This is a genomic window from Microbacterium sp. VKM Ac-2923 (assembly GCF_022815605.1).
Classification (GTDB): Bacteria; Actinomycetota; Actinomycetes; order Actinomycetales; family Microbacteriaceae; genus Microbacterium.
On record NZ_JALGRP010000003.1, the window covers coordinates 397,493 to 409,686 of the forward strand.

Consider the following 12,194-nt stretch of genomic DNA (forward strand, 5'->3'; position numbering starts at 1 on the left):
CACCCTGACGGATGCCTCGACGCTCAGCCGGCGCCGAGGCATCCGTCGTTAGTCTGAACCCGATGTTCGTTCTCGCCGAAATCCCCGTACCGTCCCCCTCTCCCTCGATTACGTCCCCCGCGGATCTCACGCGTGCCGACACCTGGACGTGGATCGGCTCACAGCTGTTGAGCTTCGGCGGCACGATGCTGCGGGTCCTCGGGATCATCATCGGCATCGCCGTCGCGGCGTGGATCCTGCGCGTGGTCATCCGTCGCGTGGTCGACCGCATCGTCAACGGCGCCAAGAGCAAGGCCCGCGTCGACGACACACAGGCTCTCGACCGCTCACCGCTCAGCGCCGTCCGCCTCGTGCAGCGCACCCGCACGCTGGGCACGATCCTGCAGAACATCGTCAACGTCATCCTTGTGATCGTCGCCCTCGTGTGGATCGCCGGCATTGTCGCGCCCGACGCGCTCGCCTCGCTCACCCTGCTCACCGCGGCGATCGGCGCCGGGCTGGGTTTCGGCGCCCAGAACATCGTCAAAGACGTGCTCAACGGCATCTTCATCGTCGCCGAGGACCAGATCGGCATCGGTGACGTCGTCGACCTGGGGCTGGCGACAGGCATCGTCGAGTTCGTCAGCGTGCGTATCACGCACGTGCGCGACGTGAACGGCACGCTGTGGTACGTGCGAAACGGCGAGATCACCCGGATCGGCAACATGTCGCAGGGCTGGTCGCGGGTCATCATCGACCTCGCCGTGCCGGTGGATGCCAACCTCGACGACGTCGAGAAGGCCATGCTGACCGCCGCGAAGACGATGGCAAAAGAGAACAAGTGGCGTTCGCGCATCATCGAGCAGCCCGAGATCTGGGGCCTCGAATCCATCGGCGGCGACGCGATCGTCATCCGTCTGGTGATGAAGACGCGCTCGAGCGCGAAGGACGACGTCGCCCGCGAACTCCGCGCCCGCCTGAAGCGTGCCATCGACGAGCTGGGCATCTCGCTGCCGCAGCTGAACTCGATCGTGCTCACCGGCGCAGAGGGGGCGCAGAGCGTTCGCGGCGCCCACCCGCCCAAGACGAAAGAGACGCCCGTCACGGCGGGCGACGCACGCCCGGTCTGGAAACCGCGCCGCCGCAGCAAGCCCCTCGCCCCCGCCACCGACGACGATGACGCCGCACCCGTGACGCAGAAGAAGACGGTGCACGACGCGGCGCCCACGACGACTCTCGACCTCCCGGGTGCCGACACCCCGAAGCCCACGCCCCCGGCCGTCCGCGCCGACGAAGAAGGCACCTGATGAGCGAGCCCGTCAGCTTCTACGACCAGGTCGGGGGGATGGACACCTTCCGTCGCCTCGTCGATGCGTTCTACCGCGGCGTGGCCTCCGACGAGGTGCTCAAGCCCATGTACCCCGAAGAAGACCTCGGCCCCGCCGCCGAGCGCCTGACGCTCTTCCTCGCGCAGTACTGGGGAGGACCGCCCATCTACGGCGAGACGCGGGGCCACCCGCGTCTGCGCATGCGGCACATGCCCTTCCACGTCGACCCCGATGCTCGCGACCGGTGGCTGCGGCACATGCGCGCCGCGGTCGACGAGATCTCCCTGCCGCTCGTGTTCGAGGCGCCGCTCTGGGACTATCTCGAGCGTGCCGCGTACGCGATGGTCAACACGTTCGAGTCCCGCGGCATCGGGCCCCGGCAGGACGGCCGCCCCGACACCGGGCTGCCCCTGCGCGCAGCCGACTGACGAGCGCGGTCGACGCTCCCTGGCCGGATCCGCGCGTCAGCGACCGAAGAAGTCGCCGAACCCGGGGATGTCGAAATTCGACAGGTTCTCGCCGAATCCGCTGATGCTGTCGCCGGCGCCCGTCACCGCATCCTGTGCTCCCCCGGCCCACTCACCCGCGGCTCCGAGGTCGACGCCCTCGGCGAGGCTCGCGACGTCGACGCCGGATGCCAGCGCCTCGAGGTCGACGCCCTCGGCGAGTCCTGCGAAGTCGACGCCCATTTGTCCGGCCTGGGCGAGCAGGGGGCCCGCGACGGCGCTGAGGACCGCGCCACCGGCGACGGCAGCGAGCAGGCCACCTGCTCCGACGACGCCCGCTCCGATCAGACCACCGCGGCCCGCACGCGCGAGCAGCGTCGACATGCGCCCCGGGCGAGCCGCCTCGGCCCGCGCGGCCGTGCGGGCCAGGTCGTCCGGAGCATCAGAGCGCGGGCGCTCGTGCGGAGCCAGATCGGCGTCCATCCGCTCCCGCACGTGCGCGCGCTGGGCCGGCGTCAAACGCTTGAAGGCCTCCCGGTGCATCTCCTCGACACGGTCGGGGTCGGCCGTGCGAAGCAGGTAGTCGTAGCGGGCGATCGCGGCACGGTCGTCGGCCGAGAGGCTCGACGCGGTGCCTGATGCGGCGGGCGGAGCGTAACGACCGGTTGACCCCGGCGCCCGCGACGTCGACACGTGAGGAGTCGCCGGCGGTGCCGGCGGGGTGGGGGCGGAGTCGGTGCGGCGATCGCCGGTGACGGCGTCCGCCGCCGAGCGCACCATGTCGCGCCAGTCCTTGCCGCCGCCCGCGGCCGGGGGACGCGGCGTGGACGACGACGACGAGGCCTTGTCGACGGCCTTGGACGCGAGATCGAACAGACGGGAGAACGAAACCATGGGAGAACCTCTCGACGGGCAGCGCACGGCTGCGACGTCAAGGTCTCCTCCGCCCGATTCGGACCGACGCACCCGGAGACCAACGGTGGCCTCGTGATGACGGATGCATCGCGACGGGAGTACTCCCCTTGCGACCTCCATCGTAAGGCGGCCACCTATGCGCTTGCTGGATCAGCCGCCCGTCGAGCGCACGGCCGTCAACCCGGAGCGCACGGGCCCTCGGACGAGCACATGACCGCGGGCGAGCGTCACGCGCGTCCAGGCACCGCTCGTTCGGACTGTCGCCGTCTCGCCGCCGGCGATGAACCCCAGCGCGAACGCGGCGAACGCCGTCCCGAGCGGCAGGCCGCCGAGAGCGTCGTCGGGCTGACCCCACACCTGCGCGCGAATGACGCGCACGACGTCCTCTCCCGCGTCCGCGGGCAGAGCGTCCGCGACGGCGGCGACCCCGAACTGCGCGCGGGATGCCAGAACCGCCGCGTCGATGGCATCCGTCTCATCCCATCCGCTGCGTGGCGGGGAGATCCCCGCCCAGGCGGGCGAGGTCGCGGTCTCCGGCAGGATGACGGCTTGGGCGTCGTCGGGGGCGGGCAGGAGCGCAGCGGCATCCACGACGAGATCGCATTCGAGCTCAGCGTCGATCGCCGACACGCGGATCCCCAGCACCGTCGGAGTGGTGTCGAAGAGGCCGCGGGGCGCGAGGGGCGCGGCGGTCGTGACGAGCACGCCGGCGTCAGCTCGAAGGCGCACCGTCCCGTCGCCGAGACGGATCGCGCGGGACGCGAAGGTGAGCAGGTCGGCAGCCGCCTGCGGATCGGGGAACAACAGACGCGCGGACACCCGCCCTAAACTACCAATCGGTGCGGGCCTGCCGTACCGGAATGGAGCGAACGTGACCGACGCGGTCGATCCTGTGGCGTCGTTGCTCGCGGTGCTCGACCTTCGTGACGCGGGAGCCCGGACCACCGAGGACATCTTCACCGGCGTGTCGCAGTCGATGCCGTTCGGCCGCGTCTACGGCGGCCAGGTGCTCGCGCAGTCGATCGTGGCGGCTTCGCGCACCCTGCCGCCCGAACGCACGGTGCACTCGATGCACGGCTACTTCCTGCGGCCCGGCGATCCCGCCGACGGCATCACGTTCTCGGTGGACCGTATCCACGACGGTCGCTCGTTCTCGACGCGCCGCACTCAGGCCTATCAGGGGGGCGTGCCCATCTTCTCGATGATCGCCTCGTTCCAGGACGACGATCCCGGCCTCGAGCATGCGGAGCCGATGCCCGACGGCATCCCGCTCCCCGAGGACCTCCCGGAGTTCGATCCGGAGGGCCTGCATCCCCTCAGCCGTCGGATGTTCTCCGAGCGCCCGGTCGACGTGCTGCACGTTCCCTCGCCCATCTACACCTCCGTCGAGGGTCCGGAAGTTCCGCGCCAGGCCGTCTGGATGCGCACTCGCCGGTCGCTCCCCGACGACCTGGCGGTGCACCGCGCCGCGCTTGCATACCTCAGCGACCTCACGATCCAGGAGACGATCCTGCGCGCGCACGGCATCGCGTGGAACACGCCGGGGCTGAAGGTCGCGAGCCTCGACCACGCGATGTGGTGGCACCGCCCCGGACGTGTCGATGACTGGCTGCTGTACGTGCAGGAGTCCCCGAACGCGCGCGGAGGGCGCGGCCTGTCGACGGGGCGCGTCTACACGCGCGACGGTGTGCTCGTGGCGAGCGTCGCGCAGGAGATCATGGTGCGCGTGCCGCGCGACTGAGCTCCTCGACTCCGTGGAGAGGGGGCGGATGCCGCCCGCGGCTCTCCGGCGGATTGGGTGGATGCCGCGGCGGCGCTCCCGGTGGATGCGGGCGGATGCCGCCGAGGAGCTCCCGGTGGGCGCGGGCGGATGCCGCCGAGGCGCTCCCGGCGGACGCGGGTCCGGGCGGGCCGTGGACGACCGGACCGGCGGCGGTCTTCGATCGGGTGGCTGCGCACCGCCTTCAGGCCGGGGGTCGGACGCCACTATGACGAGCGCGGCGGCGGCCGTCGATCGGCCCGCGCACCGCCATCGGGCTGGCGGGCCCGTGAGATCAGGAGCGACCGGATCTGCGGCGGTACTCGATCGGGTCACCGATGTAGGGCGTCCACGCATCGCGTTCGGACGCGCTCCAGCGGATTGGCCGCCCGCTTGCCGTGTCGACCAGAACGACCACGACGGTCGCCCGGGCGTAGAGCACCGGCTCGGCGGATCCCGCGGGGCTGAAAACGTCGAAACAGATGTCGGCGCTGGAGCCGCCCATCGCACCGATCCACAGGCGCACATCGAGCGGGCGCTGGCTGTAGGGAACCGGTCGCAGGTACTCGATCTCTTGGCGCGCGATCAGGGTCGCCCGCTCGCCGCCGCTCTCGAGCACACTCATGTCGAAGACGGCGGTCGGCAACGCCTCGGCGTCGTCGTCGCCGCGCCAGAAGGCGCGCAGACGAGCCTCCTCGAGCAGCTTCAGCATCGACGCGTTGTTCACGTGGCCGAGCGCGTCGAGATCGCCCCATCGAAGGTGGATGGGCACGTGCACCCGCCCGGGTCCGGCGGAGGCCGAACCCGGGTCGGAAGGTGCGGTGTTGTCAGTCACGCGTCAACTTGCGGTACGTCGCGCGCGACGGGTTGGCGGCATCCGCTCCGAAGCGTTCGATCTTGTTGGCCTCGTACGCTTCGAAGTTGCCCTCGAACCAGTGCCACTGATCCGGGTGCTCCTCGGTGCCCTCGTACGCGAGAATGTGTGTCGCGATGCGGTCGAGGAACCACCGGTCGTGAGTGATGACCACGGCGCAGCCGGGGAACTCCAGAAGGGCGTTCTCGAGTGAACTCAGCGTCTCGACGTCGAGGTCGTTCGTCGGCTCGTCGAGCAGAAGCAGGTTGCCGCCCTCTTTGAGCGTCATCGCCAGGTTCAGTCGGTTGCGCTCACCACCCGAAAGAACACCGGCCTTCTTCTGCTGGTCCGGTCCCTTGAACCCGAACTTCGACACGTACGCGCGAGAGGGGATCTCGGTCTTTCCGACCGTGATGATGTCGAGCCCGTCGGACACGACCTCCCACAGCGTCTTCTCCGGATCGATGCTCGCGCGGGACTGGTCGACGTAGCTGATCTTGACCGTCTCGCCGATCTTGAGTGAGCCGCCGTCGAGCGGTTCGAGACCGACGATCGTCTTGAACAGCGTGGTCTTGCCCACACCGTTGGGGCCGATGACACCGACGATGCCGTTCGGGGGCAGGTTGAAGCTGAGGTTGCTGATGAGCCAACGGTCGCCGAAGCTCTTCTCGAGCTTCTTGGCGTCGATGACGATGCCACCCAGACGCGGACCCGCGGGGATCTGGATCTCGTCGAAGTCCAATTTGCGCGTGCGCTCCGCCTCGGCTGCCATCTCTTCGTAGCGCGCGAGACGGGCCTTCGACTTGACCTGGCGACCCTTCGCGTTGGAGCGCACCCACTCCAGCTCCTCTTTGAGGCGCTTCGCGAGCTTCGCATCCTTCTTGCCCTGGACCTCGAGGCGCTGGCCCTTCTTCTCGAGGTAGGTCGAGTAGTTGCCCTCGTAGGGGTACAGGTGACCGCGATCGACTTCGGCGATCCACTCCGCGACGTTGTCGAGGAAGTACCGATCGTGGGTGATGGCGATGACAGCGCCCTTGTAGGCCTTGAGGTGCTGCTCGAGCCACAGAACGCTTTCGGCGTCGAGGTGGTTGGTGGGCTCGTCGAGCAGGAGCAGGTCGGGCTTCTGCAGCAGGAGCTTGGCGAGGGCGACGCGACGACGCTCTCCACCCGAGAGCGGAACCACCGAGGCGTCGGCCGGCGGCGTTCGCAGTGCAGCCATGGCCTGCTCCAGCTGGGAGTCGAGGTCCCATCCGTCCGCGGCGTCGATCTCTTCCTGCAGCGTGCCCATCTCGGCCAGCAGTGCGTCGAAGTCGGCGTCGGGGTCGGCCATGAGAGCCGAGATCTCGTTGAAGCGATCGAGCTTGGGCTTGATGGCGACGCCGTCCTGGATGTTCTCCAGGACGGTCTTGGTCTCATCGAGCTCAGGCTCCTGCATGAGGATGCCCACGCTGAAGCCGGGGCTGAGACGCGCCTCACCGTTGGAGGGGTTGTCGAGACCGGCCATGATCTTGAGGATCGTGGACTTTCCGGCGCCGTTGGGGCCGACCATCCCGATCTTCGCACCGGGGAGGAACGACATCGTGACGTCGTCGAGGATGAGCTTGTCGCCCACTGCCTTGCGGGCACGGACCATGGAATAGATGTATTCGGCCATATCCCGTCCAGTCTAGGGGCGGCCTGCCGCGGGGGCCGACGATCGTCGGCCGCTCGTCACCAGTCGATCGGCCGCGTCTGCCCGATCAGGCATCCGCCGGACGACAGTCCCGGGAGCACCGTCGTGACGGGATCACCGATGGACGGGCCCACCTGGCCGACGAGGCACTCGTCGCCGAGGCGGACCGCGAACTCGATGCTCTCCGCACCGTTGCCGATCGTGGAGGTGTCAGGGGTGACCTGCATCGTCCCCTTGTCGAAGCCCGATGCCGTCAGCGCGTCGACGTACGCGCGCCCGGAGACCTGGTCCGCTCCCGCCCAGACAGTGGAGACGACCTGGGTGAAGATCGGGAGGTTCTGCTGAGCGCTCCCTCCGGGGACGAAGGCGACGGGGGACGGCGAAATCGGTGCCGGGACGGTATCCGCGGGTGCGGGCGACGCCGAGGAGCCGGCGTCGCCCGCACCCGTCGGAGTGGACGCCGGCGCGGGCGGCTCGCCCGTGCAGCCCGCGAGGGCCAGAACGGCCACAAGGGTCAGGGCGGCGAGGGGACGACCGAGGGAGCGAGACACGGTTTCGAGTCTACGGAACGCCGCGCCTGAGCCCGCCGGCCTGCGTACCCGCCGCCAGACGGCGGTGACGACTGAGCCCCTGACCTCCTGCTGCACCGCCGTTCGCCGCGAAGGCGTCGGGACGCAGCGTCCGCCGCCCTCCGGCCGGAGCCGCCTCTCGCGGGCAGGGCGTCAGAACGGCGCCTCCAAGTCTGCCGCTTCCACCAGACCGCCCGCCCCGGCTCTGACCCCGACCGGCTCCCCCGGGGCTCCCGGAACCGACCACGCGGCCTCCATCGCCCCTCCCGCCTGCGCCTCGGTGTCCGCCGCGGCCCGGTCCGGCGAGGGAGCCGTCTGCGCTGTGGGCTTCGGCGTGCGGTCGAAGCGCGTCGTCCCCCAGCGCAGATCGTGACCGATGGCGTCGGCGACGACGTCGGCACTCACCCCGCGCTTCGTCTCGGTCTCCCATTCGCGCAGCCGCAGTCGGCCGCTCAGGACGACCCGCTCTCCTTTGCGCAGGGAGCGCAGGGCGTTGGCGCCCAGTTCGCCGAACACCGAGATCGAGTAATAGTTCGTGTGCGCGTCGACCCATTCGCCGCGCTCCTTGTCGAGCCTGCGCTCGCCGACGGCGAGGCGGAAGGCTGCGACGGAGCCGCCCCCACGCGTTGCGCGCTGCTCGAGATCCCCGACGATGTTGCCTACCAGGGTGATGTGGTCGCTCATGATGTTGTCCTCTCGACGTGATGTGCGCTCCGGCATCCGTGTGCCCGACGGATGCCGGAGCCACGCTCAGGATGGCTCGGGCGCGGACGAGAGCGCGGCGTATTTCCGCGGGTCCGTGGAGGAACGGATCGATCGACCGGATGGGGAGGAGTGGCCCGGGATCGCGCCGACACCGATGTCGGAGGTTGGTCCTATCGTCAGCGGCATGAGCACCGCACTGTGGAACGATCCCGCACCGGCCCCGCGCTCGGCCGGTTGGGGCGCGGCGACGCACGTCGCCGCCGGCCTGTGGCGCATCGCCGATCCGCGCGGCATCGTCGTGGGTCACATCCGTGCGATCGCCTCCGACGCGGGGTGGCGCTACGCCGCCGAGCGGTTCCATACCGCGTCGGGGGGCTTCCGCCGTCTCGGCGAGTTCTGGTCGTCGAGCGATGCCCTCGAGTGTCTTCGTTACGCGCGATGAGTCCCCGTCGCCCGTCCCGCCCGGCCCCGACCGTCCGCTCAGATCAGATCACCGTGGCGAAGTCCTCTCGCACGGGGCTCGTCCGCCCGTCGCGCACGTCATCCCAGGCGACCCGCAGCACATCGACGGCACGTTCGAGCGTTGCCGGAGGCGCCGTGAAGGGGACGCGCAGTCGCCTATCGTGGCCTCCCTCGACGGCGAAACGCGACCCTGCCGACAACGCCAGCCCACGCGCCCGAGCGTTCATGACGAGCGGAGTGCTCAGCGGTTCACCGAGTCCCACCCACAGCGAGACACCGCCGAAGACTTCGGGCACCTCCCAGTCGGGCAGCTCACTGCGCAGAGCGGCCACCAGGGCGTCGCGGCCCGCGCGCAGCACGTCACCGCGTTGGCGGGCGATCTCGTCGAGCCGCGGCACGAGCCGCGTCGCAATGGCCTGCTCGATCTCCGGGGTGCCCAGATCGTGTACCGGCCGTCCGCTCGCGAGGCGGCGCACGATGTCGGGGGCCGCGCGGATCCACCCGACCCGCAGGCCACCCCACACGGTCTTGCCCAGCGACGCCACGCGGATGATGCGGTCGTCGTCGGGAAACCAAGCCGGTCCGGACGTACGGTCGATGTCCAGTTGCGCTGTGGTCTCGTCCAGCACGAGCAGGGTCCCGGTCGCTTGTGCCGCCGCGACGAAGGCCGAAACCTCCCCGGCGGTCATCGTCCGGCCCGTCGGATTGTGAAAATCGGGCATGAGGTAGGCGAGCGAGGGCAGTGCGCGCGCGAAGCTCTGCGCGGCGCGCTCGAGGTCCCACCCCGTCGTGGAGTCGACCGGCACGCCGACGAGGCGCGCTCCGACGCGGCGGAACGCGTCCGCGGCGTGCGGATACGTCGGGGTCTCCAGGATCACCCGATCGGCCCTGCTCAGCAGCACCGACGCGATGAGGTGGATCGCGCTCTGAGCGCCCGTCGTGACGAGGATCTGATCGGGGGATGTCGGCATCCCCCGCTCGACATAGTGGCGCGCGATCGCGGCTCGCAGACGCGGGTCGCCGACCACGTCGTATCCGATGCGCGCGACCAGGGCGGGAGCGTCCTGCGTCGCTTCGGCGATGACCGCCGGCAGGCCGGGCCACGCCGCCGGACTCGCCTGCTGCAGGTCGATCGTGGCGCCGTCGCCTTCATGGCCCCCGGGATCATTCCTGCGAAGCGGCAGCGTCACGCTACCGCTCCCCCGCAGGCTCTCGATGTGCCCGGTCGCGCGAAGGCTGCGATACGCGGCGGCGACCGTGGTGCGGCTCAACGAGAGGGCCGAGGCGAGCTCGCGCTCGGCGGGCAGGGCGGTCGAGGGCGCGAGCCGGTTGTCGAGGCACAGCAGCCGGATGCCATCGGCCAGCGACTCGTAGGCGGAGCCGCTCCCCCGCCAGCCGCCCAGAGCGGCGGCGAGAGCGCGGGCAGAGATGCGAGAGTCCATGTGTCCACGTTAGCTCGATTGGCATCCTGCCTAACATCCAATCGTCTGATTGGATCTTTCCATGCTCTCCCGGATCACCCGTCTCCTCGTCGGACTCGCGCTGTACGGCGTGGGGTGCGCCCTCACCGTCGCCGCCGGCCTCGGCGTCGACCCGTGGACCGTCTTCGCGCAGGGCCTTTCCCGCGTCACGGGCGTCGGAATCGGCTGGATCACCAACACCGTGGGCCTAGCCGTCCTGCTGCTGTGGATTCCGCTCCACCAGCGGCCCGGAGTCGGCACCGTCGCCAACATCCTGCTCGTCGGCACGAGCATGCAGGTGGCGCTCTGGGTCTTGCCTCACCCCGATCAGCTCTGGATGCAGGCACTGCTTCTCGTCGCCGGCGTCGTCCTGGTCGCGACCGCATCCGGGCTGTACATCGGCGCGCGCTTCGGCCCCGGACCGCGCGACGGGCTGATGACGGGTCTGCACGGTCGATTCGGGTGGCCGATCTGGGCGTGCCGTCTCGTCGTCGAGGGGTCGGTGCTCGTCCTGGGCTGGCTTCTCGGGGGCACCGTGGGCCTCGGGACGGTCGTGTTCGCCCTGGGAATCGGCCCGCTCGTGCACATCGCGATGCCGTTGCTCGCGTTCCCGCGGCCCACATCCCGTCCCCCGCGGCTCGCAAACGCCTGAGGCGGAAATCGGGGCCCGGGCCCGTCGGCGCATGGATCCCGCTCACGAGGTATCAGCCCGCGGGGTGCGTCGCGCACGACGACGGAGGCCGGATTCCGCCCGCCCGCCTCACCGGCGCGCGGAATCCGTTGCGCACGCCGCCGCAGCTGGTCGGTCAGCCGGGCGACGCGGCAGCCGTCAGTGCTCTCGGAACTCCGGCCGGTCGCTCCCGGGCTTGAGGTGCGAGTGGAGCGCGTTCTTGGCGATCTCCATCGACGGATAGACGCCGAGTCGTTCGGCCTTGCCCGCCATGTGAACGCTGTAGCCCTCGGCATCCTGCTGGATCTTGCCGACGGCCCCCACGGGTCCATAAGCGACCCAGAGTCGGTTCGTCACGGTCTCTGACATGAGTGCTCCTTTGCTCTCTCTGCGGCGGAGATTACGCCGGCCGGGACGGACGCACCAGGGGGCTGGTGCAGCGCGACCAGGTCGACGGATATCCTGAGGACGACCCCCAGTAGCTCAGTGGATAGAGCAGCGGCCTTCTAATCCGCCGGTCACACGTTCGAATCGTGTCTGGGGGACCAGGACCGATGTCGGAGCCCCTCACTAAGATGTGGGGATGGTAAACGCCTCCGAGAACGACCGGCTCGTCTGGATCGACTGCGAGATGACGGGTCTCGACCTGGCGGTCGACGAACTCGTGGAGATCGCCGTCGTCATCACCGACTTCGAGTTGAACGTGCTCGACCCGGGCTTCCAGATCGTCATCAAGCCCGACGACTCCGCCTTGGCCAACATGGGCGAGTTCGTCACCCAGATGCACAGGTCCTCCGGACTGATCGACGAGATCCCGAACGGCGTGAGTCTCGCGGATGCCGAGTTCCAGGCGCTGGAGTACATCCAGCGGTTCGCCCCCGTCGAGGGCAAGGCGCCCCTCGCCGGCAACACCATCGGCACCGACCGCATGTTCCTCGCGAAGTACATGCCGCGCGTCGACCGGTGGTTGCACTACCGCAACGTCGACGTCTCGAGCATCAAGGAGCTGTCGCGCCGGTGGTATCCCCGCGCCTATTTCCAGGCGCCGGCCAAGCACGGTGGCCATCGCGCCCTCGCGGATATCCGTGAGTCCATCCGCGAGCTGGCCTACTACCGCGCCGCGGTCTTCGTGCCGCAGCCCGGGCCGACGAGCGACGAGGCGAAGGCCGTCTCATCGGCGGCCGTGTCGTCGTTCGCTTTGGACGTATGACATAATCGTTCAGTTGTCTGCTGCGGCAGACACATGGTGGCTATAGCTCAGTTGGTAGAGCACCGCGTTGTGGTCGCGGGGGCCGCGGGTTCAAGTCCCGTTAGCCACCCCAGTAAAATCAAGGGAAAACGGAGCACCGGAAACGGTTTGCCCACATCTTGCCCAC

At 69.6% G+C, this 12,194-nt stretch carries 14 protein-coding genes and 2 tRNA genes; 8 read left to right on the forward strand and 8 right to left on the reverse strand.

What is annotated here, in order from left to right:
• Window positions 1–62: 62 nt before the first annotated feature.
• Together MT347_RS07715 and MT347_RS07720 are read left to right on the forward strand one after the other, a co-directional pair.
• On the forward strand, window positions 63–1,286 hold the full coding sequence (locus MT347_RS07715; protein WP_243499728.1) for a mechanosensitive ion channel family protein: 1,224 nt from the start codon (window positions 63–65) through the stop codon (window positions 1,284–1,286).
• Window positions 1,286–1,735 (forward strand): globin, encoded by a 450-nt coding sequence (locus tag MT347_RS07720; RefSeq protein ID WP_243499729.1) that lies wholly within the window; start codon window positions 1,286–1,288, stop codon window positions 1,733–1,735. Before MT347_RS07715 ends, MT347_RS07720 begins: the two co-directional genes overlap by 1 nt.
• A 36-nt stretch (window positions 1,736–1,771) precedes the next feature.
• Here the strand turns inward: MT347_RS07720 and MT347_RS07725 are convergent, their stop codons facing one another.
• Window positions 1,772–2,647, reverse strand: coding sequence for a DUF3106 domain-containing protein (locus MT347_RS07725; RefSeq protein ID WP_243499731.1), 876 nt, complete (start codon window positions 2,645–2,647; stop codon window positions 1,772–1,774).
• Window positions 2,648–2,818: 171 nt separating this feature from the next.
• Entirely contained in the window at window positions 2,819–3,487 is a 669-nt protein-coding gene (locus tag MT347_RS07730) for a hypothetical protein (RefSeq protein WP_243499733.1), read from the reverse strand.
• Window positions 3,488–3,539: 52 nt separating this feature from the next.
• Between MT347_RS07730 and MT347_RS07735 the strand changes: the two genes are divergently transcribed.
• Entirely contained in the window at window positions 3,540–4,409 is an 870-nt protein-coding gene (locus tag MT347_RS07735) for an acyl-CoA thioesterase II (RefSeq protein ID WP_243499735.1), read from the forward strand.
• 313 nt (window positions 4,410–4,722) lie between these two features.
• Here the strand turns inward: MT347_RS07735 and MT347_RS07740 are convergent, their stop codons facing one another.
• The 4 genes from MT347_RS07740 to MT347_RS07755 all read right to left on the reverse strand — a co-directional run bounded on the left by MT347_RS07740 (window position 4,723) and on the right by MT347_RS07755 (window position 8,205).
• A complete protein-coding gene (locus MT347_RS07740; RefSeq protein ID WP_243499737.1) occupies window positions 4,723–5,262 on the reverse strand; it encodes a thioesterase family protein in 540 nt (179 codons plus the stop codon).
• Window positions 5,255–6,934: an energy-dependent translational throttle protein EttA gene (gene ettA, locus MT347_RS07745; RefSeq protein WP_243499739.1), complete on the reverse strand. Its 1,680-nt coding sequence runs from the start codon at window positions 6,932–6,934 to the stop codon at window positions 5,255–5,257. Before ettA ends, MT347_RS07740 begins: the two co-directional genes overlap by 8 nt.
• Window positions 6,935–6,990: 56 nt before the next feature.
• On the reverse strand, window positions 6,991–7,503 hold the full coding sequence (locus MT347_RS07750) for a hypothetical protein (RefSeq protein WP_243499741.1): 513 nt from the start codon (window positions 7,501–7,503) through the stop codon (window positions 6,991–6,993).
• Window positions 7,504–7,674: 171 nt separating this feature from the next.
• Window positions 7,675–8,205, reverse strand: a complete 531-nt coding sequence (locus tag MT347_RS07755; protein ID WP_243499743.1) for a single-stranded DNA-binding protein — start codon at window positions 8,203–8,205, stop codon at window positions 7,675–7,677.
• Between the two features lie 205 nt (window positions 8,206–8,410).
• Between MT347_RS07755 and MT347_RS07760 the strand changes: the two genes are divergently transcribed.
• Window positions 8,411–8,668 (forward strand): hypothetical protein, encoded by a 258-nt coding sequence (locus tag MT347_RS07760; RefSeq protein ID WP_243499745.1) that lies wholly within the window; start codon window positions 8,411–8,413, stop codon window positions 8,666–8,668.
• A 43-nt stretch (window positions 8,669–8,711) separates the two neighbouring features.
• On the opposite strand, the gene MT347_RS07765 is transcribed toward MT347_RS07760, so the two are convergent.
• Entirely contained in the window at window positions 8,712–10,130 is a 1,419-nt protein-coding gene (locus MT347_RS07765) for a PLP-dependent aminotransferase family protein (RefSeq protein ID WP_243499747.1), read from the reverse strand.
• Window positions 10,131–10,191: 61 nt separating this feature from the next.
• Here MT347_RS07765 and MT347_RS07770 point away from each other — a divergent pair, with 61 nt between their 5' ends.
• A complete protein-coding gene (locus MT347_RS07770) occupies window positions 10,192–10,800 on the forward strand; it encodes a YitT family protein (protein ID WP_243499749.1) in 609 nt (202 codons plus the stop codon).
• A 177-nt stretch (window positions 10,801–10,977) separates the two neighbouring features.
• On the opposite strand, the gene MT347_RS07775 is transcribed toward MT347_RS07770, so the two are convergent.
• Entirely contained in the window at window positions 10,978–11,187 is a 210-nt protein-coding gene (locus tag MT347_RS07775) for a methyltransferase (protein WP_243499751.1), read from the reverse strand.
• 103 nt (window positions 11,188–11,290) lie between these two features.
• On the opposite strand from MT347_RS07775, the gene MT347_RS07780 reads away from it, so the two are divergent.
• The 3 genes from MT347_RS07780 to MT347_RS07790 all read left to right on the forward strand — a co-directional run bounded on the left by MT347_RS07780 (window position 11,291) and on the right by MT347_RS07790 (window position 12,140).
• A tRNA-Arg gene (locus tag MT347_RS07780) sits at window positions 11,291–11,366 on the forward strand.
• Window positions 11,367–11,401: 35 nt separating this feature from the next.
• Window positions 11,402–12,028, forward strand: coding sequence for an oligoribonuclease (gene orn, locus MT347_RS07785; protein WP_243499753.1), 627 nt, complete (start codon window positions 11,402–11,404; stop codon window positions 12,026–12,028).
• Window positions 12,029–12,064: 36 nt separating this feature from the next.
• Window positions 12,065–12,140 (forward strand) — tRNA-His (locus MT347_RS07790).
• Window positions 12,141–12,194 lie beyond the last annotated feature (54 nt).

Coding starts and splice junctions, on each gene's coding strand:
- MT347_RS07715 (WP_243499728.1), top strand. CDS start 63: ATGTTCGTTCTCGCCGAAATCCCCGTACCGTCCCCCTCTCCCTCGATT.
- MT347_RS07720 (WP_243499729.1), top strand. CDS start 1,286: ATGAGCGAGCCCGTCAGCTTCTACGACCAGGTCGGGGGGATGGACACC.
- MT347_RS07725 (WP_243499731.1), bottom strand. CDS start 2,647: ATGGTTTCGTTCTCCCGTCTGTTCGATCTCGCGTCCAAGGCCGTCGAC.
- ettA (WP_243499739.1), bottom strand. CDS start 6,934: ATGGCCGAATACATCTATTCCATGGTCCGTGCCCGCAAGGCAGTGGGC.
- MT347_RS07755 (WP_243499743.1), bottom strand. CDS start 8,205: ATGAGCGACCACATCACCCTGGTAGGCAACATCGTCGGGGATCTCGAG.
- MT347_RS07760 (WP_243499745.1), top strand. CDS start 8,411: ATGAGCACCGCACTGTGGAACGATCCCGCACCGGCCCCGCGCTCGGCC.
- MT347_RS07765 (WP_243499747.1), bottom strand. CDS start 10,130: ATGGACTCTCGCATCTCTGCCCGCGCTCTCGCCGCCGCTCTGGGCGGC.
- MT347_RS07770 (WP_243499749.1), top strand. CDS start 10,192: ATGCTCTCCCGGATCACCCGTCTCCTCGTCGGACTCGCGCTGTACGGC.
- MT347_RS07775 (WP_243499751.1), bottom strand. CDS start 11,187: ATGTCAGAGACCGTGACGAACCGACTCTGGGTCGCTTATGGACCCGTG.
- orn (WP_243499753.1), top strand. CDS start 11,402: ATGGTAAACGCCTCCGAGAACGACCGGCTCGTCTGGATCGACTGCGAG.